Source organism: Providencia sp. UF-183 (genome assembly GCF_058246155.1).
This window is the reverse complement of record NZ_JBSICD010000012.1, coordinates 18,062-42,307: the sequence shown is the minus strand read 5'-3', so window position 1 is coordinate 42,307 and position 24,246 is coordinate 18,062. Positions and strand designations below refer to the sequence as shown.

General features: G+C 40.8%; 22 protein-coding genes. 10 read left to right on the top strand and 12 right to left on the bottom strand.

Annotated elements, in window-relative coordinates:
* Window positions 1-6 precede the first annotated feature (6 nt).
* From kdgR to AC4IFT_RS12560, 3 genes are all read left to right on the top strand, one after another.
* Entirely contained in the window at window positions 7-789 is a 783-nt protein-coding gene (gene kdgR, locus AC4IFT_RS12570; protein WP_490735030.1) for a DNA-binding transcriptional regulator KdgR, read from the top strand.
* Between the two features lie 245 nt (window positions 790-1,034).
* Window positions 1,035-1,394 (top strand): hypothetical protein, encoded by a 360-nt coding sequence (locus AC4IFT_RS12565; protein ID WP_490735032.1) that lies wholly within the window; start codon window positions 1,035-1,037, stop codon window positions 1,392-1,394.
* Between the two features lie 461 nt (window positions 1,395-1,855).
* Window positions 1,856-4,111: a TonB-dependent receptor domain-containing protein gene (locus AC4IFT_RS12560; RefSeq protein ID WP_490735034.1), complete on the top strand. Its 2,256-nt coding sequence runs from the start codon at window positions 1,856-1,858 to the stop codon at window positions 4,109-4,111.
* A 57-nt stretch (window positions 4,112-4,168) separates the two neighbouring features.
* Here AC4IFT_RS12560 and AC4IFT_RS12555 read toward each other — a convergent pair whose 3' ends face one another.
* A complete protein-coding gene (locus AC4IFT_RS12555; protein ID WP_490735036.1) occupies window positions 4,169-4,510 on the bottom strand; it encodes a carboxymuconolactone decarboxylase family protein in 342 nt (113 codons plus the stop codon).
* A 350-nt stretch (window positions 4,511-4,860) separates the two neighbouring features.
* Window positions 4,861-5,208 (bottom strand): divalent-cation tolerance protein CutA, encoded by a 348-nt coding sequence (gene cutA / locus AC4IFT_RS12550; RefSeq protein ID WP_490735038.1) that lies wholly within the window; start codon window positions 5,206-5,208, stop codon window positions 4,861-4,863.
* A gap of 696 nt (window positions 5,209-5,904) precedes the next feature.
* Here cutA and AC4IFT_RS12545 point away from each other — a divergent pair.
* Window positions 5,905-7,377 (top strand): anion permease, encoded by a 1,473-nt coding sequence (locus tag AC4IFT_RS12545; protein WP_490735040.1) that lies wholly within the window; start codon window positions 5,905-5,907, stop codon window positions 7,375-7,377.
* A gap of 73 nt (window positions 7,378-7,450) precedes the next feature.
* Here AC4IFT_RS12545 and AC4IFT_RS12540 read toward each other — a convergent pair whose 3' ends face one another.
* Entirely contained in the window at window positions 7,451-7,657 is a 207-nt protein-coding gene (locus AC4IFT_RS12540) for a 3-oxoacyl-ACP synthase (RefSeq protein WP_490751486.1), read from the bottom strand.
* A 357-nt stretch (window positions 7,658-8,014) separates the two neighbouring features.
* Here AC4IFT_RS12540 and AC4IFT_RS12535 point away from each other — a divergent pair, with 357 nt between their 5' ends.
* On the top strand, window positions 8,015-8,887 hold the full coding sequence (locus AC4IFT_RS12535) for a DMT family transporter (RefSeq protein ID WP_490735044.1): 873 nt from the start codon (window positions 8,015-8,017) through the stop codon (window positions 8,885-8,887).
* A gap of 235 nt (window positions 8,888-9,122) precedes the next feature.
* On the top strand, window positions 9,123-9,443 hold the full coding sequence (locus AC4IFT_RS12530) for a hypothetical protein (RefSeq protein ID WP_490735046.1): 321 nt from the start codon (window positions 9,123-9,125) through the stop codon (window positions 9,441-9,443).
* A gap of 46 nt (window positions 9,444-9,489) precedes the next feature.
* Here AC4IFT_RS12530 and AC4IFT_RS12525 read toward each other — a convergent pair whose 3' ends face one another.
* Complete coding sequence (locus AC4IFT_RS12525) at window positions 9,490-10,581, bottom strand: NADH:flavin oxidoreductase/NADH oxidase (RefSeq protein WP_490735048.1); 1,092 nt, start codon at window positions 10,579-10,581, stop codon at window positions 9,490-9,492.
* A gap of 585 nt (window positions 10,582-11,166) precedes the next feature.
* Here AC4IFT_RS12525 and AC4IFT_RS12520 point away from each other — a divergent pair.
* The 4 genes from AC4IFT_RS12520 to AC4IFT_RS12505 all read left to right on the top strand — a co-directional run bounded on the left by AC4IFT_RS12520 (window position 11,167) and on the right by AC4IFT_RS12505 (window position 15,732).
* Entirely contained in the window at window positions 11,167-12,483 is a 1,317-nt protein-coding gene (locus AC4IFT_RS12520; RefSeq protein WP_490735050.1) for a CitMHS family transporter, read from the top strand.
* A 361-nt stretch (window positions 12,484-12,844) separates the two neighbouring features.
* Complete coding sequence (locus AC4IFT_RS12515; protein WP_490751485.1) at window positions 12,845-13,660, top strand: VanW family protein; 816 nt, start codon at window positions 12,845-12,847, stop codon at window positions 13,658-13,660.
* Between the two features lie 231 nt (window positions 13,661-13,891).
* The gene (locus AC4IFT_RS12510; protein ID WP_490735092.1) at window positions 13,892-14,602 is read left to right on the top strand and encodes an RNA ligase family protein; all 711 of its coding nucleotides are present in this window, start codon (window positions 13,892-13,894) and stop codon (window positions 14,600-14,602) included.
* On the top strand, window positions 14,599-15,732 hold the full coding sequence (locus AC4IFT_RS12505; protein ID WP_490751484.1) for an AAA family ATPase: 1,134 nt from the start codon (window positions 14,599-14,601) through the stop codon (window positions 15,730-15,732). The genes AC4IFT_RS12510 and AC4IFT_RS12505 overlap by 4 nt, the downstream gene beginning before the upstream one ends.
* Before the next feature lie 45 nt (window positions 15,733-15,777).
* Here the strand turns inward: AC4IFT_RS12505 and AC4IFT_RS12500 are convergent, their stop codons facing one another.
* The 8 genes from AC4IFT_RS12500 to citC all read right to left on the bottom strand — a co-directional run bounded on the left by AC4IFT_RS12500 (window position 15,778) and on the right by citC (window position 23,994).
* On the bottom strand, window positions 15,778-16,830 hold the full coding sequence (locus tag AC4IFT_RS12500; protein ID WP_490751483.1) for a 4-oxalomesaconate tautomerase: 1,053 nt from the start codon (window positions 16,828-16,830) through the stop codon (window positions 15,778-15,780).
* 259 nt (window positions 16,831-17,089) lie between these two features.
* Window positions 17,090-18,523: an anion permease gene (locus AC4IFT_RS12495; protein ID WP_219248974.1), complete on the bottom strand. Its 1,434-nt coding sequence runs from the start codon at window positions 18,521-18,523 to the stop codon at window positions 17,090-17,092.
* A gap of 255 nt (window positions 18,524-18,778) precedes the next feature.
* Window positions 18,779-19,663 carry a triphosphoribosyl-dephospho-CoA synthase CitG gene (citG, locus tag AC4IFT_RS12490; RefSeq protein WP_490735058.1) on the bottom strand — a complete coding sequence of 295 codons (885 nt, stop codon included), beginning with the start codon at window positions 19,661-19,663 and terminating at the stop codon, window positions 18,779-18,781.
* Window positions 19,650-20,189 (bottom strand): citrate lyase holo-[acyl-carrier protein] synthase, encoded by a 540-nt coding sequence (gene citX, locus AC4IFT_RS12485; protein WP_219248970.1) that lies wholly within the window; start codon window positions 20,187-20,189, stop codon window positions 19,650-19,652. Before citX ends, citG begins: the two co-directional genes overlap by 14 nt.
* A 2-nt stretch (window positions 20,190-20,191) precedes the next feature.
* Window positions 20,192-21,718 carry a citrate lyase subunit alpha gene (citF, locus tag AC4IFT_RS12480; protein WP_490751482.1) on the bottom strand — a complete coding sequence of 509 codons (1,527 nt, stop codon included), beginning with the start codon at window positions 21,716-21,718 and terminating at the stop codon, window positions 20,192-20,194.
* A gap of 10 nt (window positions 21,719-21,728) precedes the next feature.
* Window positions 21,729-22,625 (bottom strand): citrate (pro-3S)-lyase subunit beta, encoded by an 897-nt coding sequence (citE, locus tag AC4IFT_RS12475; RefSeq protein WP_219248966.1) that lies wholly within the window; start codon window positions 22,623-22,625, stop codon window positions 21,729-21,731.
* Window positions 22,625-22,921, bottom strand: a complete 297-nt coding sequence (gene citD, locus AC4IFT_RS12470; RefSeq protein ID WP_369311602.1) for a citrate lyase acyl carrier protein — start codon at window positions 22,919-22,921, stop codon at window positions 22,625-22,627. The genes citE and citD overlap by 1 nt, the downstream gene beginning before the upstream one ends.
* Complete coding sequence (citC, locus tag AC4IFT_RS12465) at window positions 22,918-23,994, bottom strand: [citrate (pro-3S)-lyase] ligase (RefSeq protein WP_490735065.1); 1,077 nt, start codon at window positions 23,992-23,994, stop codon at window positions 22,918-22,920. Before citC ends, citD begins: the two co-directional genes overlap by 4 nt.
* Window positions 23,995-24,246 lie beyond the last annotated feature (252 nt).

Genomic DNA, 24,246 nt, shown 5'->3' with positions numbered 1-24,246 from the left:
AACAACATGGATAAGACGACTCAAACTGATGCCGTATCCGCGGTGGTGAAAGTATTTAGTATTCTCAGTGCGTTAGGGGAGCAAAAAGAGATTGGTGTTTCCGAGCTATCTCAGCGCCTATTAATGTCAAAGGCCACCACCTTTCGTTTTTTGCAAACCATGAAACAATTGGGCTACGTGGAACAAGAAGGCGAGGCTGATAAGTACTCACTTACACTGAAGCTGTTTGAGCTCGGTGCAAAGTCCCTTGAATACGTGGATTTAATTGAAATCGCAGATAAGGAAATGCGCCATATTGGGCAAATGACCCATGAAGCGGTGCATTTAGGGGCATTAGATGACGATGCCATTATTTATATCCATAAAATTGACTCCAGTTATAACCTGCGTATGTATTCGCGGGTAGGGCGCCGTAACCCACTGTATTGCACTGCAATTGGTAAAATTTTATTGGCTTGGCAAGATGAAGAAACTATCCGCTTGGCCCTGAAAGATGAGTCTTTTACCAAAAAAACCGATACAACCATTTTAAGCGTTGATGATTTGCTGGTGGAGTTAGCCGCGGTGCGTGAGCACCATTATGCACAAGATAGAGAAGAGCAAGAGTTAGGCCTGCGTTGTATTGCGGTTCCTGTTTATGACCGTTTGGGTCATGTGGTGGCAGGGTTATCTATTTCGTTCCCAACCATTCGTTTTGATGAACAGCAACTTGATCATTATGTACAGTTATTAAAGGCATCAGGCCGCCGTATTTCAGAAAAAATGGGATATCATCACTATCCTGAATAATATTTGCAGGAGCAGGGGGATATTGGAATGTTATTCACGAGTTTCCACCTGCATTTGAAAAGCAGATTAATATTTCAAGAAATCGCCATTTGGCATATCCAGACTGTATCAATCAATTGATTTAATAATTTATGTTAATTATCTATTTGAATAATAAGGTTATCATAAATTAAATTTTAATTATTTCTATTCGGTACTACTGTTGTGCGTATAATGTAAACTTATCGACACAGTAGGATATCTTTATGTTTAAAAAGGCTATTTTTATTATCTTTCTTAGTTTCACTTCTTGCGGCTTTGCCAGCGACTTTACCTTTAAAGAGAAATCACCCGTTGATCGCCAGTTTGATAAAGACTACCAAGGGGTTAAAAAATTACAGGCAGAACAGAAGTTTGTCTTTGATCCCAAAAAGAAACTTTCGCCAGAAGAACAAAGTTATCAAGCTTTACTTGAGCAGCGTGACGCTGACGAAAATGCCTTGTTTAAGCATTTCAATGTCTGCGATGTCAACCCAACGGGAGCAGGGTGCCCAAATTCGACACCGTGGATGACCGATCGCCAACAAATGAAAAAAATGTTGGAACAAGCTCAGCGATATAATTAATGTTTTAATCATTGATAGTTTAATGATTGGGGTGAGTAAAGCCTCCCTTGGATGATTGAAAAGTTGATTATGTTTTCACTCAGTGACGCCCTTTTTGTTTTTTACATTTCATTTAATTCCCCAAGCGACGATGCATTAAGCATGTCGCTTTTTTATGCCTAAATAATTCGCAACGTAATAAACAATAGTGATATTGATGATAATGCAAATGATATTCATTATGATCTTGATCATTATTATCATTGGTGTATATTCCAAGTCCTGCTTGTATTCATAGGGGAAATAGGCTCGTAACCATTCAATAAATAAGGTTTTTATGTTGGCCTTGCTGAAGGCGTAACAGGTAAACCCACCATTACATTCACGAATTCCAGTATGGCAGCAGGGGTATTTATCAATCTGCCAGACGGGGTTTTATCGTCTTAATAAAATAATCATTAATTAATGAAGGCATTACTTAAATGATATTTCAAAATAAAAAAATAATTAGCTTACTTGTTATTTGTTCATCAAGTGCGGCATTTGCGGATGAAACTCAAACTACACCTCAAAAAGATAAGCTGCTGGTTACTGCCAGTAAAATAAAATCGAATGGCAAACAAATTGATACTAAAGATGTTTCAACTGTTCGGGGAACAACCAACTCAGACATATTTGCGAATGAAAGTTCATTACAGGTTAATAATGCTCGAAATGAAGCTGGGGCATTAGATATTGGTATTCGTGGTTTGCAAGGCAATGGGCGAGTACCGATTATTATTGATGGCAGTTTGCAATCAACCAATACGTGGCGCGGCTACCAAGGCAGTACGGATAGAACCTACATTGATATGGATTTGGTGGATACCATCAATATTGAAAAGGGGGCCTCAATGAGTAAATTCTCTGGTGGCGCTATCGGGGGAACGGTTAAATTAAAAACGCTATCCGCGAACAGTATTATTCCTCAAGGTGACCAATTTGGTTTTTTATTTAAAGGGAATATTTACAATAATAACCGCCGCCCATCAGTGGCATCAGACAATAAAAATGAATCGCAGTATCGTTTGTCGGATGGGGTTAAAAATTCACACTTTAATAATGGTTCAGTGACGGCAGGTATGGCGTATCGAAATGAAAAATTTGATGTGTTGATTGCCCATAGCGATAGAAAACAAGGGAACTTTTTTGCAGGGAAAAATGGCTATCATAAATACGCCTCTACCGATGCACCGATAAAACCAGGGCAAGAAGTGGTGAATACCAGCTATGAAAGCCAATCAACATTGTTAAAAACCAATATCTACCTTAACCCTTATTCAAGTATTGAATTAAATTATCGACGTCATGAACAAAAAGCAGGGGAAGTTTTAGCTGCTTATTGGTACCAATCTGATGGAAAAATGCCACAGTGGTCACTGGGAACGGCAGATATTGATACCGCATCATTGAATTATTCCTATAAACCAGACTCACTGTGGGTGGACATGAATTTGGGTTTATGGTGGACGAAAGGTAAATTTAAGCAACGTAATGGTACGACAGATGATGTCACTGCACATTATGGCAACCAATATCAGCACCGTTATACAGATGAACGGATGGGTTTTAACTTAGAAAACACCTCTGAATTGGCAAATTACCCTATCAATGTGACTTACGGCGTGGAATTTATGGAGCAAAAAACGAAGCCGTTAACCAAAACGTATCAACCAATATGGACACCAGAAGGGACAATTCAGGGGGACGAGTTGGACCCTGTAACGCGCAATGCCAAAGGTAAAAACACGTCTGCATTTACCAATATGGAGTATAAAGGCGAGTGGGTCAGTACATTAGCGGGTTGGCGTATTCACTCTTTTGATGTTGATGACCATGTATTAGGGAAAAGTATCAGTTATGGCCCGAAAAATGATTTTATGGGTGAAGTGCGTTTCCATGTGACTGATGAGTTAGATGTATACACTAAGTATTCAGACAGTTATCGCGAGCCAAGCCTATTTGAAACCACCGTTTCTGGGCAAACCTATTCTTATACGCCAGATGTGCCACTCAAACCTGAGCATGCTAAATCATTTGAGGTCGGAATAGATTTTGAAAAAAATAACCTTATTTTTGATGAGGATACCGCTCGATTGCGGGTAGGGTACTTTAATAATGATATCAAAGGGTATCTTTCCCAAGGTGTTAACCCAACGGGGGTCTATTCCCCTTATGTTGTGATGAAAAACTACGATAGCTTCAAGCTTTCAGGTTATGAAATTGAAGCGAAGTATGACTCTCATTATGCCTTTGGTTCTTTAGATGCCACCTTCTATAACAACTCAGAACTTTGTTCTCGTGATGAAATGGAATTAGGTAACTTACCATCAGCGTGTAATGCGGTCGGTTTTGCTTGGGGGCTATCTCCATCGCGCCTTCCGCCGAAAAAAGTCGTCTCGGGGATTGTCGGCGTGAAAATGTTTGATCAAAAATTACAAACAGGTTTGCGTGTACGTTATAACGCAGGTAAGGAGTACCCGCAAAAATGGTTAGCGGGAACGGCCGCTGCGCCTGTCACTAAATTACATGCCACCACGACTTTTGATTTACTCGGTAAATATTCAATTCAAAAAAACCTTCATGTGAATTTCAATATTGATAACTTAACCAACCGCTATGCGTTTGACCCAGGCACGGTTATTTATATGCCAATTCCAGGAAGGACGTTTAGACTTGGGCTAGAAGCAACTTTCTAAGTTGTTCAATTCTATTGCCTTAGATTGTGTAATCTAAGGCAATTTTATGTACGCCATTTATTTTGCAGAAAACTCTTTATATGCACTGAGGGTTTCAGCGGCATACATAGCGGATGGGCCGCCTCCCATGAAGATAGCGACACCGAGTGCTTCAGCCAACTCTTGTTCTGTTACGCCGAGCTCAACCAAGGTTTTGGTGTGAAAACCAATACAGCCATCACAGCGACTTGCAACCGCTATGCCAATAGCGATTAGCTCTTTGGTTTTTTTATCTAGGGCACCATTTTGAACGCCTGTACTGACAAGCCCCGAAAAGTGTTTCATAACATCAGGAATATGTTTACCTAATTCTGGAAGGTGTTTACTGATATGTTGGGTAACTTCATTGTATTTAGACATTGTTTTCTCTCATTTTTTATTTATCTGAAATCAATATATGAATTAATATAATTTATTTTTGTATAATGTCAATTACATAAAATGATAACTCATTGTTAGTTTAATGGTTTTTAAAATTGATTTAGTTTGGGTTTTTGTTTTGACAATGGGGAGGCGCAGGAAAAGGGGGCTAAAAATGGGCAAAAAAAACCTCCAAAAAAGATAAGGAGGGAAAATAAATATAAAGCGAGCCTATTTATATACCACTAATTTAATCTAAACCATACCCGACCAGATGAATTCTTTTGTAAATACACATCAGAGGTTGGTAATTTATATAAAAATTCTTTCTAATTCATTCGGATAGAATGTTATTTAACAGAGTTAATCAACCACTGTAAATAATTATCTTCGACGTGATTGGGGTCGAGCCTTATTAATTCAGGCGTTTCATAAGGATGTATTTTTTTTATTGCCTCGAAAATGCTGAGTTGGTTGGATTGCGTTGTCTTAATAAGTAGTAAAATTTCTTTGTCTTTTGTGATGTTGCCTTGCCAAAGGTATAAGGACATTATTTCTGGTAATAACGAAACGCAGGCAGCTAGCCGATTATCTAAAAGATGTTGTGAAATTTTAATCGCATTTTCTTGACTGTTGGTTGTGCATAATACGATGCAAGGTTGTTGAGCGTTGTCACTGTGCAGATTATTGGCGTTCATTTTATTTCCTCGGTAGTCACATTAAGAATGGTTGCTTAAAAAATAGTAGATTAAAGAAAAATACAAGGAATGAGTATAAATTCGAAAGGTGAGCTTTTTAAATACACAAAGATGGCTATCAATATTTCAATTAGCATCTATTTTTAGTTATTGCTCGATGCTCTAATAAATAAATTAATTTGGTAGAGCCCTAGATTGTAACTGATTAAATATTGCCCTCTTTGTTCTTTTTTTAGCCTTAAAGTATAGTTAAAATATTATTTTTATATATTCAAAAAATTAAAAAATTTATTCATTATGTGTTAACTCGATTCAGCCTACAAAAAATAAGGTTAAATTATAAAAAAAATTGAAATTTTAGTATATTAAAAGAATGAAGGTCGTTAATCGGAGTTTTTGTATTTCTAACGTAAAATACATTTTAAATGAGTGAACTGCTAATTTAGCGGGTAAATTTATTCTTGCGTTATTAAAAGCAAGTAGGGCTTTCTTTGAATTAAATAACGGACTGAATTTTATTAGCGAATTGGGTAACACGAATTATTACAAAAAAAACTACTTTTTTTATAAAACAAAGTAACTCACTGATAACGATCAATGTTTTTAGGTCTTACGTTGTTAACATAATGATGTAAATCAGAACAATTATCTAAATATACTCAGTACCTCCATCTTTAGGCATGTATGGATAACTTTATGAATAAACTTACACCTTTAAAACCTGTACCTACATTAATCGCGGTCGCAATTGCACTCATCATTTGGTTTTTAATTCCTGTCCCTGAGGGCGTTAATCCAAATGCTTGGCATCTTTTAGCATTATTTGTCGGCACAATCGCCGCTATTATTGGTAAAGCATTACCAATTGGTGGTGTATCCATTGTGGCTATTTCATTAGTTGCCGCAACAGGGGTAACCAACCCTGAATCTACAAAAGGCGCTATTGCAGATGCATTAAGTGGTTTCTCAAATGATTTAATTTGGTTGATTGGTATTTCAATCATGGTCTCTATGAGCTTGAATAAAACAGGTTTAGGGGCAAGGATTGGTTATTATGTTATTTCATTATTTGGTAAAAAAACGATTGGAATAGCGTATTCACTCGCCATCGCTGAAACAATTCTTGCACCTGTCACGCCAAGTAATACCGCGCGAGGCGGCGGGATCATTCACCCAATTATGCGCTCAATTTCTGACAGTTTTGGGTCAAAAGCAGAAGACGGAACGGCGGGTAAAATAGGGCGTTATCTTTCTTTAGTAAACTATAATATTAATCCGATTACATCGGCGATGTTTATTACAGCAACAGCACCAAACCCATTAATTGTCAGTTTAATTATCAGTGAAACCAGCCAAAGCAATGAATTGACTTGGGGAATGTGGGCGATTGCAGCATTTGTTCCTGCGATTGTCTCGCTTATTTTAATGCCTCTGGTTATCTACTTTATGTATAAACCTGAAATTACCTCGACGCCAGATGCCCCAAATTTTGCTAAAGAACGTTTGCAGCAATTAGGACCTGTATCGTTGCCTGAAAAGATAACGTTAGGGGTTTTTGGTTTGCTGTTATTAATGTGGGCGGGGGTGCCAGCGATGATCTTTGGGCCAGCTTACAGTATTAATGCCACAACCGCGGCCTTTATTGGACTGAGTATTTTATTAGCAACAGGCGTGATTAATTGGGATGACGTACTGAAAAATAAAGGGGCTTGGGACACCGTCGTTTGGTTCTCCGCTTTAGTTATGATGGCCAGCTTCTTAGGTAAATTAGGCCTAATTAAATGGATGTCATTAACCGTCGGAAGCACAATTGATAGTATGGGAATTAGCTGGGTATGGGGAATGCTCATTCTGGTTTTAATCTATGTTTATTCTCACTATTTCTTTGCAAGTACCACAGCGCATATTACCGCGATGTATGCCGCATTTTTCTCCGCTGGTTTAGCATTGGGCGCGCCTCCAATGTTACTAGCGCTGACACTGGCGTTCTCTTCATCGTTAATGATGTCGTTAACCCACTATGGAACAGGTACCGCGCCGATTATCTTCGGGTCGGGGTATGCAACGCTCGGTGAATGGTGGAAAACAGGCTTTGTGATGAGCGTTGTTAACCTCGCGATTTGGTTCTTCATTGGTAGTATTTGGTGGAAGTTCTTAGGCTACTGGTAATAATATCTTGTTAGAGTAACGAAAAATAAAAAGTCGGGTAATAATCACCCGACTTTTTTATGTCCGTTAAAGGCTAGACAACAGAGATAGTTGCGATAATTGCGCTGCCGATAATCGAAATTAGCATCATTTTTTTCCAGCTAATTATGGACTTGGAGTTGAGTGCATGTTGCCATAACAAACTGATTTCATCAGCATGAGCATATTTTCGTGTTTTAATAGCAAGTTTAACGTTTTTGATCATATCGTTGTCTTGCGAGACAGTATTTTTCATGATCATGGCAATTTACCTTTATTGTAATAAATAATAGCAATGAGTTGAGTTATATAAGAAACCGTTCCGATGAAATGATTATCGCAGATAAAAAGTGAATAAAAATTGTCGAGTTTTTTTGCCTATTTCCTCATTTAGACACAGACGTGTTTGTGTTTAGGATTTTTACTAACTAAAAGAATCGATAAAAATAAAAATAACGTCATTAAGAGGAAGTCAGGACAATTTAAAGGTCATATTTACATTTTTTGGCGTGATATCTTTAATTTGGAAGAGAAGAAAGAAAGGCCATAAATGTGATTGGTTTGATGGTAAAAGCCAGTATGATATATAGGCTTACCATCAAATTTTGCAGAGGAAAAAATGTATTCACAGAGGAAAGCTGAATTTTTTTTGGTATTGACTACGATGATTGCTGCTTGGGGATGGGTTTTTTCTCGAGAAGCAGTGCAAGGCATGCCAGTTTTTGCTTTTCTTGGAACACGTTTTTTACTTGCTGCAATTATCTTGCTCCCTTTTTGCAAAGGCAAAAAAAATAAAATTCCACTAAAACAACTACCTAAAATACTGATGACAGGTGGTTGGATGGCTCTCAATCTTGTTTTATGGATCCACGCAGTCGCGATTACTGATTCTATCGGGGAAGGGGCTTTTATTATGAGCCTCGCGATGCTATTCGTTCCTCTGGTTGCATGGGTGATATTAAAAAACAGGCCAACCCGATATTTCTGGGAAGCACTACCCGTGGCAATCATTGGGTTGGCTTGTTTGACGTTATTTAAGGCGCAGTTGGAATTTAAAGCGAGTCAGTTGTGGTTTTTAGGTGCGGCGATTGTTCAAGCAATTTATTTCTGTTATACCAGCTTATACACTCGAATGGTGCCCCTTTTACCCTTAACAACCATACAGTTAGCCACTACCGGAATTGTAGCAATAGTGCTTTCATTCTTTTTAGAAGAGTGGCCGACAAGTTTAACTACGCCAACAATGATGTGGCTGGCAGCCAGTGTCGTTATTGCCACCAGTTTACGATTCGTTTTACAGTTGATTGGCCAAAAAAATACCAACGCAGCGAATGCTGCTATTATTATGATCTTAGAGCCTGTAATGACGGTTTTTGTTGCGGCTATTTGGTATCACGAACGTATGCCTCTAATTCAAATAGTAGGCTGTGCATTAATTTTATTTTCTTTATTTTATTACCGCTGGCGCTGTTCAAACTCATTATCTAAATAAGACTGATAGATAAAAAAGCATTAATCATTGCGGATTTTTGAAAAGAAAACGACTATGCTTAGTAGCAAGATTTACTGATGGGGATATTAATCTTAATAAGAGGCTCTTATTTTGTGCATTAAGATTAATAGTGTTGAAAATAGAAAATAATTACCCACAATAGTGAAATACTGGGTGAGGGCATGCGTTGTCACTTGCTTAGGCATTAAACACTAATTGGGGAAATAGGCAAAAAATGAAAAAATTAGCATTAATATTGGGTATGGCGGGTGTGATGACAGTATTATCAGCATGCTCCGATGAAAAATCAGAAATTGCAGAATACAAAGAAAATTTTGTGAATACGTGTGTGGTGGCCTCAGGTAATCCTCAAGGTGAAACTGCAAAAGCAATTAGCGCTATTTGTGGTTGTGCATACGATAAAACGATTGAAAAATATGGTTTAAGTGAATTTAAACGTATGGATAGTGAGCTGGAGAAATCAGGAAATGCAGAACCTGAGTTCCAAAAAACAATGATTGAATTTGTTCAACAGTGTTCACAAAACGCACGTTAATGCGCTCTAACCCGCAGTGAGTGATTACACACTGCGGGTATTCGTTTTATTTAAATAAATTTTTAAACTGGTGAGGTGCACTGCGTAAGTATTGCGGCGCAACATCAATTTGTTCGTTCAATTCACTCGCTGCACGCCAAGGCCAGCGGGGTTCAAATAAAATCCCACGACCAATCGCCACAAAATCCGCCTGATGTGTTGCAATAATCGCTTCTGCTTGTAACGGCTCCGTTATTAATCCAACTGCAATAACAGGCATCATGCTATGTTCATGAATGGCTTGTGCGAGAGGGACTTGGTAATTTGGGCTAAGTGGTATTTGCTGTTCTGGTGAAAGACCACCAGAAGAAACGTGAATATAATCGCAGCCAAGCTCTTCTAATTGTTCACATAATTCGATAGATTCAGGAACGTCCCAGCCATTTTCTAACCAGTCAGTTGCTGAAATGCGCACACCAACGGCGATATTAGGGCTAACCGCTTCACGAACTTCATGGAAGACATTAATCAGTAAGCGGCTACGATTTTCGAAACTCCCACCGTAGTTGTCTTGACGTTGGTTGGAAGCGGGCGATAAAAATTCATGCAATAAATAACCATGGGCTGCGTGGATTTCAATAACATCAAACCCTGCTTTTTCGGCACGTTTTGCTGCATCAATAAATTGTTGCTTTATTTCGTTTATATCATCAACACTCAATTCTTTTGGGACGTGATTATTACCAAATGGAATTGGAGAAGGGGCAACAGTTTGCCAGCCATGGGTATCTGTTATACCAAGACTTTTTCCTCCTTGCCAAGGAAGATCACATGAGGCTTTTCGCCCAGCATGAGCAATTTGCACACCTAAGCGGGCACTCGAATATTGTCGAATATCCGTGAGCATGTGTTTCATTGCTATGGCTTGTTCGTCATTCCATAAGCCAAGGTCTTTATAAGTAATTCGACCCTCAGGCACGATAGCGCTTGCCTCAACAATCACTAACGCTGCACCCGATAAGGCGAGATTCATATAGTGGGCGCTGTGCCAAGCGGTAGGTAAGCCATCATTGGCAGAATACTGACACATTGGGGGAACAATAATTCTGTTGTTTAGTGAAACCTGACCCATTGTTGCACAAGAAAAAAGGCGACTCATTAGTGAATTCCTTATTCATGATCGTTGTAATCCCATTATTATACTCAAATCAATCATCGTTTTTTGTGAGATGGTGTGGTGCTGACTCTAAAATAGTGTTTTTTTAAATCAGGGATAAAGAAAAAAAAGCAAGTGCTTTAATTCATTTTTGAGTAAACCTGCAAAAAGTATATTTTTCTTCCACATACAGATAAAAAAAGTCAAATTTATTCAAAAAATAATATAAGAAATAAAATAAAGTCATAACAAATTATTTTAGATACAGAGAAATCCACAGGTTATAAATAAACTCGTTAATAACCAATCCATTATGGCACTAATGGTCGCTATGGTTTTAATGGTGCTAATAGTGGGTTTAGCTATTTTTTTATTTTAGACAGTTATTTCACGAAGTGTAAATGAGTTGTTATCAGCGCAAAAATATATATTTAGACTTGCAGATAGGGGGAAGGGTTTATATAAGCAATATACTGAAATGCATAATTTTATTTTTCGTTTCAACTAGTTTTTTAAATTAAAAAGCATTGAATTAATGAAGTGAAAGCTTATTCACCTGAAAAATATAATTCTAAGAAGGAAAGGAATGTGTTAACAATTATTGGTATTTTAATCATTGTTTCAATAGTCACCTTATTAATGATGGGAAAAGTCAGTCCCATTATAGCAATGTCATGTATTCCCTTTATTGGCGCGCTATTAGCGGGTTATTCAATCGCAGAAATATCTGTTTTTTTTGAAAGTGGCATTAATAAAGTGTCTAAAGTGGCTGCGATGTTCCTATTTGCCATTTTATTCTTTAGTTTGATGAAAGATTTGCATATTTTTGACCCTCTAATTCGGTTTATGGTCAAGATGACGCGCGGGAATATTATTGTTGTCTGTATTATGACTACGCTTATCGCGGGTGTAGTTCATTTAGATGGCTCAGGCGCTGCAACATTCCTAATTATAATTCCAGCGCTCTTACCCTTGTATCGCCAGCTTGGGATGAGCCCATACCTAATGTTGTTATTAATGTGCGCCAGCATGGGGGTTATGAATATGGTGCCGTGGGGTGGCCCATTAGGACGAGCTTCAGCCGTCACTGGAATTGATGCGTCTATCTTATGGCAGCATTTGATCCCTGTTCAATTAATCGGTATGGGGGGCGCTGTTGTATTTGCGGTCATTATGGGAATGCGTGAAAAGCGCCGTATTGCAGCAGCAAAGCTAAACGGTACAACGCCGTATGAAATGGATTCATTATTGCCTGTAAGTGATGATAGTGCAGATATGATAGACACTATTCATAAACCTAAAAAGCCGTTAATTAACGGTGGCTTGATTATTGCTTCAGTCATTTGTTTAGCATTCGGTTTACTCTCAGCACCGTATGTCTTTATGATAGCGCTTTCTCTTGCATTAATGGTTAACTTTCCAAACCCGAAAGACCAAATGAAAGTGCTTTCACTGCACGCACCACAAGCCCTTGGAATGGTTGCGATTATTTTAGCCGCAGGGGCGTTCTTAGGGATATTATCTGAAGGTGGAATGTTGAAATCGATAGCGATGGATTTGACCGCTATCTTGCCAACAGAATGGGTATCGAAAATTCATATTTTTGTTGGAATTATCGGTGTACCTATGGATATTTTCACCAGTACAGATGCCTACTATTTTGCTCTACTGCCGATAATTCAACAAATTGCAGCAACCGCTGGGGTCGACCCATCCGCGGTAGTCTATTCAATGGCCATCGGTAACAATGCAGGGACATTCGTCAGTCCATTCTCACCAGCAGCATGGTTAGCTATGGGATTAGCGGGTATCGATATGGGACGCCATCTGCGTTATTCGTTTGGCTGGATTTGGCTGTTTAGTTTCTTTTTACTTGCTGTTGGCGCCGTACTCGGCCTCTACTGATTATTCTTCATCTTTTGGCCTGTCGCGTAGTGGGCTTCAAAAGTAAACCCAAATTATTCTTCATCTTTTGGCCTGTCGCGTTGTTGGCCTCGAAAGTCAACCCGAGTCACATACTTATGTATGCTCCTCGGGATTGACTTTCTTTGCCGCCTAGCGACAGACGCAAAATCTATTGAATAATCCGAGTGTATTAACTAAAACGTAATCTTAATGCTATCGCGTTGTTGGCTTTCTTTGTCACCTAGCGATAGACACAAAATCGATTAAATAATCGTAATTTGAATTATCAGATAGTTACTATGTTGGAAAATTAGCGGGTGTGGCATCATTTATTGGTTAATTATATCAATAAGGTTTTGTTATGCGTCGGCCGCTTTCTTCATATCATCCTATTCTCTACTGGCTGCGTGTGACCCAAAAACGTCTAGCTCGACGATTACATTGGGCGTTTTCGTCTAAGTACTATTCGAAAGCGAAACCCAGTGAACGCCTTGAATACCGCTACAATAAACACACCTCTAAGCTTATCCGTAAACTGGGTGACTCTGATTTACGTCTGCAACATAACAAAGTGATTAACTTACGGATTGCCGCGCAAGCGATGAATGGCATCACCATTTACCCAGGGGAATACTTCTCTTTTTGCCGCTTGGTTGGAAAACCGACGGTTCGTCGTGGTTTTGTCGAAGGAATGGAGCTATCTTTTGGTGAAGCTCGCTCGGGAATTGGCGGAGGAATTTGCCAACTGAGCAACTTAATTCACTGGATGATCTTACATTCGCCACTGCAAGTGGTTGAAAGGGCAAACCACAGCTTTGACCCTTTTCCCGATGAGGGGCGCGTATTACCATTTGGTTCTGGCGCGGCTATTTTTTATAACTACATCGATTTGGTATTTTACAACCCAACCCAGAGTGCCTTTCAATTGGTGTTTAATATTGCGGAGCACCAACTAGAAGGGGAACTACTGTGCAGTGAACCCCGTGAAGTGAAATACCATATTTACGAAAAAGATCATAAATTTACCCGTGAAAACAACGTGGTTTATCGCCATAATGAAATTTGGCAGAAAGTCACAACTAAAGGCCAAGAACCTGTGACATTACAAGATAATTGCTTGTATCGTAATAAAGTCGTGGTGAAATATGCCCTTGAAGAGAGCCAAATAACGGCGTAATAATGCCAACTTAGGTTGATATTAGGAATATATTGATAGCCTTTATCTTGACTGTTGGACTAAAATCCCCCTGAATTTAATTCTAATTAGCTAATATTAATGATTAGCATCCAAAAAAATGAGGCCGTCACTCGGAATAGATATGTAATACCAACACTTGATTTCTCAACATTTAAAGACGCAAATCTGGCAAAGATTTGTGGTTATTTCTATTTCTTTAGAGAAAGCATGATGAATATGCAATCAAGAAAGTATGGTAGAACGTATCATTACCCGTTCTCACCCGGTACGACGAGCGACGATCGTATCAATAGTGATTGGTGGTCTCATATCCAAAATATTGACACGCTGATCCACACAGAAAAACTCGATGGCGAAAACAACTGTTTGAACCGCCATGGCGTTTTTGCGCGTTCTCATGGCGCACCAACACAATCCGCATGGAGCCAGCAAATTCGCCAGCGTTGGCAGCTGATTAAAGATGATTTGGGGAATATCGAGCTATTTGGTGAAAACCTCTATGCGGTGCATTCCATTGAATATCAACATATTGAAGATTATTTTTATGTGTTTGCGGTGCGCCAAGGCGAGTACTGGCTAAGTTGGGAAGAAGTGCAGTTTTATGCGGCACTGTTTGATTTTCCTACGGTGCCACAACTTGTGCTGTCCGTGAATAAACAGATGAGTGAGCAAGAGTATGCACGCTCATTAATTGCAGCGGCATCATTAGATAGTCAATTTATCGCTCATGACACTCATACAAGCCAAGCTTGTAGCATGGAAGGTATTGTTAGCCGTGATAGCCAAGGTTTTCATGTGGATGATTTTATGTCTCATGTATTTAAATATGTGCGTAAAAATCATGTGAAAACAGACATTCACTGGAAGCGAAACTGGCAAAGAGCCAAGTTGGCATTTGAGCGACAAGGAGAGCTGCCATGAGTTGGCAATTGACTAAAAGCCGCGATTGGGCACAACTTGAAGCTCAGTTTGATTTTGTACGCGATATGCAAAATGTCCCGCAAGATGCACTGCACCATGCTGAGGGTAATGTGGCGACCCACACCCAAATGGTGCTTGCTACACTGGAAAGTCTGCCAGAGTATCAGCAGCTTCCAGAACGTGAGCAAAATATTGTCTGGGCAGCAGCCTTATTGCACGATGTGGAAAAGCGCAGCACAACGCGGGAGGATGAAGAGGGGCGTATTCATTCACCGGGACATGCTAAAAAAGGCGAGCTATCCGCGCGAAATATTTTATTTCGCCAAGTCGATACCCCATTTGCAGTGCGTGAGAAAATTGCGGCTCTTGTACGCTTTCACGGTTTGCCTTTATGGTTGATGGAAAAGCCTGATCCAGAACGTACGCTCTTTGCTGCTTCGTTACGCGTAGAAATGTCCTTGTTATGTATGTTAGCAAAAGCGGATGCGATAGGTCGCACTTGCGAAGATAAGGCGGAATTATTAGCCCGAATTGAATTGTTTGAGCTATTTTGCCGCGAACAAGCGTGTTGGGACAAGCCAAAAGCATTTGCTTCATTGGCAGGGCGATTTCATTATTTTCATCACCAAAGGGGAACGCCAGACTACCAACCTTTTGAAGAAGAAGGCAGTGAAGTCATCATGTTGTGCGGCTTACCGGGGATGGGTAAAGACCATTTTGTGAAACAGTTTTACCCGCAAACCCAGATGGTGTGCCTCGATGAAATTCGCCGTGAGCACAAAATTAGCCCAGCGGACAGAAATGCACAAGGTTGGGTGGCGCAGCAAGGCAAAGAGCAAGCAAAGCAATTTTTGCGAACAAAAACGGACTTTATTTGGAATGCGACCTCCCTTAGTGCGTCTTTGCGTGAAAGCATGGTGAGCTTGTTTGCTCGCTATCAAGCAAAAGTGCACATTGTGTATTTAGAAGTACCAGCTAAGCAGTGGCGGCAACAAAATCAACAGCGGAAATTTGCGGTGCCAGAACAAGTGATGGAGCGAATGGCGGGTAAGTTAGAGTTACCTACCCCCGATGAGGCATACCGTGTGTCTTATTATATCAATGGGGAGTTTGTCGATTTACTTGATTGATAACATTGAATAACCTGCCCTAATTAATAGGGCAGGTCAACGCAATTACAGCACAAATACATCCCCTTCAAAGAGCTTACGTGCAGTGCGGATTATCGAGGCCTGTAACCCTTCAGGGGAATCTCCTGGTTGGTTCAGAGTAACGTCAAATTTGCCACTTAAATGCTCAATCGCAATGTTTTTCATATCTACAGATTGAACATAACGCTGCGCAATGTTATTTGGTAAAATGGTGCTGGTGGCGATAGCAATTGCCCCCGTCACCGCAAGTGCGCCGTGGCATTTTTGTGGCATAAAATAACGCACGTTAATGGTGCCACCTTGGGTAGCAGGCGAAACTAGAATCGGTTTCGGGATCACTTTTTTCGTGACATCGCCTAACCCCATCATGGCACCTGCTTTAATGCGAATCGACTCGAGTTGTTGCATAAACGCGTTATCGGATTCTAATTCTGCGGCACTTTCATAACCTGTTTTATTCAACTGTGGTGCATCGATTAAGACGATGGGAACCGCCATATCAATACAGCTTACCTCAATACCATCAATGGTATCGATGGCATTACCTGTTGGTAATAATTTACCCGTTTTGGCACCACTGGCATTTAAAAAGGTGAGGGCGATAGGAGCAGCACTGCCCGGGACACTAGCAATTTGGGTATTTCCTTCATACTGAACTTGGCCATTAGGGGTCTGTACGGTGGAATTGACAAAGGTTTCTGTGTTGACATTACGAACACGGACTGTAGTCACATTATCAGTGATAGGTACTAACCCTTTTTCGAGGGCAAAAGGGCCAACAGCACATAACATATTGCCACAATTTGGGGCAGTATCGACAATGCGCTCAGTAATCGCTACTTGGGCAAATAGATAATCGACATCCGCATCAGGATGTTCAGAACGGCTGATAATGGCAACCTTACTGGTTTGCGGGCTACCCCCGCCAATGCCATCAATCTGTAAAGGGTGACCCGAGCCCATAATATCTAAAATCAATTCATCACGTTGTTTGATATCGGTTGGTAATGAGTCAGCCAGTAGAAAAACGCCTTTTGATGTGCCGCCGCGCATTAGAGTGCATGGAATTTTTTTCATAAGCTTATATCCTCGTCATATTTCGGTCTGTAGCGGTGTTGGCTGCAATCGATAACCCAAGTCACATGTTATTCAAGCCGCAGCGTTGCTGACTACGCTTATTCGTATACTGGTGTGTGTTCCTTGGGATATTTAGAAAGCCTTCACTCTGTTTTACGCACCATCGTTAACGCGAAATAGTCATTGTCAGATTTAAAAAAAGGGCACAATTTGCATTGTACCCCATTGATGGTTTAGTGAATAACGATTACAGAGCGCATTAAATCAGGCCCATGCTAATCAAGATTTCCCACCAACCTAAACCGATAGTCATGTGGACGAATAAGCTAACGAATGCCACTAACCCACCGATGATCCACCAAGAACGAATATCGTTGTAGCCTGCACCGAAGACGATTGGCGCTGCGGCACCACCGTAGTGCGTTACGCTTCCGCCGTATGCGTTAGAGAACAGTAACCCTAACGCCAGTAACATAGGAGGCGCACCTGCGACCATACCAACAGTGGCAAATACAGGTACCATCGCGGCAACATAAGCACCACCTGAGGCGAACAGGTAACGAATTGCGACACTGATAAACATGATAACAAAGAAAGCTAACATGGCTTGGTCACCGAAAGACAGGTACTGACTCATTGTGTCTGCTAACCATTTAAAGAAGCCCGCTTTAGTCAGCACGCCAGACATACTGATGATACCACCGTACCAAATCAGGGTGTTCCAGCCACCTTTGTTTTTCAGAACATCATCCCACGTGACAACACCTAAAATTAAGGTTAATGCCATGACCGCAATAGCGACACTGGATGCGCTCACACCAATAAAGTCAGAGAAAATCCAGCCGCACAGCGCGATAACGAAGATGATTGCTAACAGTTTTTCACGCATGGTCATCGGGCCTAGGTCTGCTAAGCCTTTTGCTGCGATCTCTTTGTTATTCACCTTTTTGAGTTCAGGCGGATACAGTTTATAAATCATTAACGGTGTCAGAATCAGCATGATCAAGCCCGGAACGGATGCTGCAAGTGCCCATCCTCCCCAGCTTAAATGAATGCCCATAATGTCACTCATCATGGCTAATGCTAAAGCGTTTGGTGCCATCGCTGTTAAGAACATATAGCTGGTAGTTTTGGTCACCATATACACGTTCACTAATAGATAGTGGCCTGCTTTACGAGGGCTTTTTTCAGGATCAGATCCTAACGCCACCGCCACACTGTTAATGATTGGGAATACAATCCCACCCGCACGAGCTGTATTCGATGGCGTTGCTGGGGCAATAATTAAGTCAAGAATTGCAGTCACATAGCCAAGGCCTAATGTCGTACCGCCCAATTTACCAATCAAAATATAAGAAAGGCGTTTACCCAGACCCGTAATAACAAATGCAGCACTCAGCGTAAACGCCGCAAATACTAACCATGTTGTCCCTGATGCATAACCACTTAACACTTCACTGGCTTTCACATCTTTTGTTCCGGTCACGCCAATAATCACGGCGCTGGCGGCGATAGTGGCTAATAAAATAACCGGTTCTGAATAAGGTTTTAATACCAATCCAACAATAGCGGCGAGGTAGAGACCAAATAATAACCACGCGATATGCGGTAACCCTGCGGGGGTCGGTATTAAGGCGATAATGATTGGAATTGCTATCAGAAGTAGCAGTTTCCAGATTTTGTCTTTTGGCATAGGCTTAATCCTTAACGAAATTAAAACTTTAATATTATGAATTTGGTTTTTCGTCATATTGGAGGCGTAGCAGTACATCAATAGGAATAATGGATTTAATATTCATTGCCATTATTTAGCTATTTCCAATATGTTATAAATTCTTTAAATCAATAACGGTTGCTTAATTAAATATATTTTTATTTATCTTTATTAATTAAATTATTGAATGGGTTCCTGTGTTGGTGAATATATAAGTTGTTTTAATTTTTAATACTAAATACCGAAGCCTTGTCTAGGCAGACGGGCAAAAAACCACGTTAAAATGAGTAAATCTGCACTGCCACCTGGGCTTAAATTCTTTTGAATACAGTGTTGGTCAAATTGTTTTACTTTGACTAAATCATCAGGGTGATTAATACCGTCTTGCAATAATTCGGTTGCTTGCTGTTTTACCCAAATTAAACCGTCTAAGCCGCCACGATTTGCAATATTGGTATCATCATTAATTTTCATTAATAGTATTAACGTATTTATTAAAGCTATTTCAGCATCTTGTTGTGCTGCCAATTGCTGTAAATAAAACGGTAATGCATGGTTGATGACTAATGAGTAGCCGCCTTCGGCTTCTCCTCGTGCACCCGTAAAACCAAATTGTTGATATAAACGTTGGCCAGCTGTTGGCGTCTGCGTAGGTTGCATTAATTCAGCACAAATTCCTTGGCACATTCCAGCAACTAATTGGCTAATTGCAGATGGTGTTACGGTTTGCTGCAATGCCACTAAGCGGCCAATCGCGGTTAACACTAACCCTAATGAAAAAATGCTGCCTTTATGGGTATTTACCCCTTGGGTTGCTCGAAACATGGCAGTTTCACATTCGATTCCGATAGTTCTAATTTTGCTTAAAACTTGGTTAACCGGTAACGTTTTATACTGTGCGCCAGCGTGTATAAAAGACGGGAAAAATTTGGCGATGGCATTGGCACTTAAATGAAAATCCGTTAGCGCCATATCTTTATGCGCCCCCGTATTGTGCTTATCCACCAAACCCGGTTTTGGGGTCAAATTCACTTCGGCGAGCATGGCTTGCCAAGCTAACTGGCTGTAATAGTGAGTGAGTTGGTCACTTAGGGTTTGTGAATAACTAACAAGTTCCATGGGCTAACTCCTCAATGCGAAGAAGAATATCAGCCAACGGATGTGTGCGATGACGAGCACAAACTTTGGCTTCTTTTTCACAAATTAAACAACGCCTTACAGGTAAATTTAACTGACTCCGTGAATATTGCTTTCCTTGCGCATCAAAAACATCAAAATCCCATAAACGCCCCACAGGGGAGAATTCTTCAGCTTCAATTAACGCTTTTTTTACGTCAATGGCATCTGCATCTACGGCAACTAAACATTCAGGCCCTGTGCGTAATGCCCATGATTGTTGAGATAAAAGTACCCACTGCCTGCATAAAGCAACTTGTTTAAGCGCATTTAGACCCTGATTAAACACGTGTCTAACAAGGGAGTTGTCTTTGACGGCTCCCGGAAAAACGACAGTAAATGAAATCAAGGTTACCTGATGGAGACCAATCCATTGTTGCTGACGAGCCTGACGGGCATCACGGCTTGCTAGCAGCTCAGGTAAGAAAATTTCAAATTGCTCTTGAGTATCAGGCAGTGGGCAAAACATAGTTACTCCTTCACTTGATGAACAACATCAATCACAGAGCCATCACGGTAACGCACGACAGCAACCACTTTGTCTGTAAATTCAATCGGGTTAGGGGTTCCTGTGAGTAACTGGGCACGTTCCCTTAACCAGCCAATTGAAACTGTTTTGATGCCTTGGCTTTCTAATTGCTGTTTCAGTTCAGGGCGTGCAGGGTTAACGGCAATACCATGGTCGGTCACTAAAATATCGACGCTTGACCCCGGTGTAACGCAAGTCAGGACTTCATCAACTAATGTTGGGATACGACCTCGCACTAACGGCGCAACAATAATCGATAATTTAGCTGCGACAGCGGTATCACTGTGACCACCGGATGCGCCACGGATAACACCGTCAGAACCTGTTAACACGTTGACATTAAAGCGAGTATCAATTTCTAGTGCACTGAGTACGACGACATCTAACATGTCAACAGACGCGCCTTTGGAATCAAAACATGCGTACTGATTTGCACTGATTTCAATGTGGTTTGGATTACGCGCGAGTGACTCTGCCGCGGCTTTATCAAAGCTTTGTACATCTAATAATTTGCGAATTAAGCCTTTTTCATGCAAATCAACGATGGTTGATGTAATACCACCAAGGGCAAAGCCTGCGGTAATATTGTGGCGGCGCATTTTATCTTCTAGGAAGCGTGTAACCGCAAGGGATGCTCCACCTGTCCCCGTTTGTAATGAAAAGCCCTCTTTAAAAAAGCCAGATTTCTCAATGACATCAGCAGCAGTGCGAGCAATCAGCAGCTCTCTTGGGTTAGATGTCATTCGGGTGGCGTCAGCACCAATTTTATCGGCATCACCGACACGTTTAACTTTAACAATATAGTCGACTTCATCTTGCTTGATACTGGATGGATTGTGCGGATAATCCAGCAGTTCTTCTGTCAGCATCACGACTTTCTTCGCTGTTTCGGCATCAATTTTGGCATAACCTAATGAGCCGCAGCTGGCGGTGCCTGTATAGCCGTTGGCATTACCGTATTCGTCGCAAGATGGCACACCGATAAAGGCAACATCAATTCGCAGTTCACCACTGTGTACGAGGTTTGCGCGACCACCGTGTGAATGAATTTGCACTGGCTCTTCAAGCTCGCCACGGGAAATCGCTTCGGCTAGTGGGCCACGGATCCCCGAGGTATAAATCTTACGAATAACACCGTGACGAATATGTTCGACCAGTGGTGAATGGCATGCGCTGAGTGAGCTAGATGCTAATGTGAGATTACGAATGCCCATTTCAGCAATCACTTGCATGACCATATTGACAGTCAAATCGCCACCGCGAAACGCATGGTGAAACGAAATTGTCATGCCATCTTGCAAACCTGAGCGGCGAATAGCCACTTGTAAGTCATCGCACAGCTTGCGGTTTCTTGGTTTTTGAACCTGTTGTTGGACTTTACCAATATCTTTAAATTCACGTAATGCTTCATCGCTATTAGGTTGTAGGTAAGCACTTACGCGTGTTTGACGTTGAGTATTCGTTGTCATGTTCTTTGCCTCACTCTTCCCGAATTCCAGATAATGCCGCGCGAGATAACACTAAGCGGGCTCTGTCAATGACTGGGCCATCAACCATTTTTCCGTTCAATGACACCACGCCTTTACCTTCAAGGGCAGCGGCATCAGCGGCATCAACAACACGTTGAGCATGGTCGACTTCTTTTTGAGTTGGGGCATACAGATTATGGAGTAACTCAATTTGTCTTGGGTTAATTAATGATTTGCCATCAAAGCCGAGTTGTTTAATGTGAGCGGCTTCGCGCAGGAAACCCTCTTCATTATTTGCATCAGAATAAACGGTATCAAAAGCTTGGATACCCGCTGAGCGTGCGGCTTGTAAAATGGCGCACCGAGCATAGAGGAGTTCAACGCCGTCGGGAGACCGCTCGGTGCGCAAATTGCGGACATAGTCCTCGGCACCTAACGCGATGCCTATAAGTCGTGGTGATGAATGGGCGATATTCACTGCTTGTGTGATCCCCATTGGTGATTCAATCGCGGCCAGTAAGCCAGTGCTACCTTCTTCTCGACCGCAGCTTTTTTCAATGCGTAATATTTCGCTTTCGATATCTGTCACGTCTTGTGCTGTATCTGTTTTAGGTAAACGCACAATTTTTGCGCCACCGCGAACGACCGCTTCAAGGTCAGCAACACCAAATGCGGAATCTAACGCATTCACACGGACAATAGTTTCAATGTCAGCATATAAAGGGTGCTGTAATGCATGGTAAACCAAGCGACGTGCCGTATCTTTTTCGCGTAATGTGACAGAGTCTTCTAAGTCGAACATCAACGCATCTGCTTTATAAATGAAAGAGTTACTTAACATCGCTGCATTTGAGCCAGGGACGAAAAGCATACTTCTGCGTGTACGGGATTTTTGTTCGGGTGTCATTATTTATTCTCCCATGGCAAATAATCGATATCGCAAGCGCGTGCGAGTAACGCTTCCAAACGCGCTCTGAGTACACATTCCAAAGCACCTTTATCATCAACGATAATTTGAGCACCTTGGATATCATGCTGAGTTATCATTTCTTGCACGATACTGGCGATAGCATCGCCAAATTGCTTTTCAACACTGCTGGTTATTTGCACGGAAACTTCTTGGGTGTCTTCTAGTGGCTCTATTCGAACCATGACATCACTTGATTCAAGTGTGCCAGCGACGGCTGCGTGTTTAATCTTCATATTTCACCTATGGCTAATTCAGAACTTTCGATGCGGTTTGTTGTTGATGTTGCTTGATTGGCGAGCATCTCTTGTAAATATTGATATGTCGCGTCAGGCACTATCTCCTTAATAGCCGCAAGATCTTTTTTAGCGAGCAGTCTTCTAACTTGTGAGGCGGAAACCGCCGTTCCATTGATGACTGTTCGCGGAAATTCAACGAGTTCTATAGGTGGAAAATTCATCGCATCTGTTTCAAGCCAATAGCGCATGTCTTGGTTATATTGGTTGGTGACTTGGCAAAATGGCTCTGATCCGACGAACCTATGGGTTATCCCCAGTGCAGGGGCAATATATTGGCGAAAAATCTTAATATCGATTTCGGTATAACAGTTATTTGCGACAGTTTTATCTTTAATAAAGTAGCAAGGGAAAGTTGCCCGAGAAATAATGTATTCAGAACCACGGTGAATGGTTAAATTCTCAATACCTTTTGTACCTGCTTCAATTAAGTTCAGTCTGACCTTATAAGGGAAGCGTGAGGTATCCTCTTTAACAACAAATAAGTGGAGCCAATCACAGGCCTTAGCTGCCTGTTCGATTAGGTAACGATGCCCAAGTGTAAATGGATTGGCATTCATCACGATGGCACCAATTTTTTTACCTTCAACACGCTGGGCTTTTAAACTTTGAATATAACGTTTTAGATAGCAGCAACTGTTTTCCATTAGTACCATTACATCAGGTACAGTCGCAATGGTATGAAAACCACATTGCTGGAATAGGCTTTCATTTTGAAATTTGGTGTAAATAAATAAATGGGTTGTATTATTTTCGTAAGCAAGGTTAACAAGTTCTGTTGCGAGTTTTAATGCCAAACCTTCGCCACGAACATCGTCGCTAATTGCTACACATTTAATGACGTTTTTTGCTAATCCGCCACACGCGATTAATTTTTCATTACGGGTGATTGTAATGAAAACATCGATGCTGGCATCAAGCTCTAAATCGTTTTCCTTTAAAAACTGAGTGATTTCAGCAAGTTTCCTGTTCTCATGACGTTTTACCTGATTAAACGTTATGTTTTCGAACATAATAGTATCCTGCATCTCTTTTAGAGATGTTTTTAAAATGTTGCTAATGTTAAAGTTAATTAAATAAGTATTTTTTGTTTTTTTTATTTCTTGAAAATATAAATTCTTATTTAATTTCCCTTTTCAATATTAATATTAAAGGTCCTGTATTTAATATATTTGACCTATTTCATGTTTCTAAAATGAGTTTGTATTTGTTTAATGGTTTTAATGTTTTTAATTATCCGATATGTGCTTTATTGCTTGGTTTTA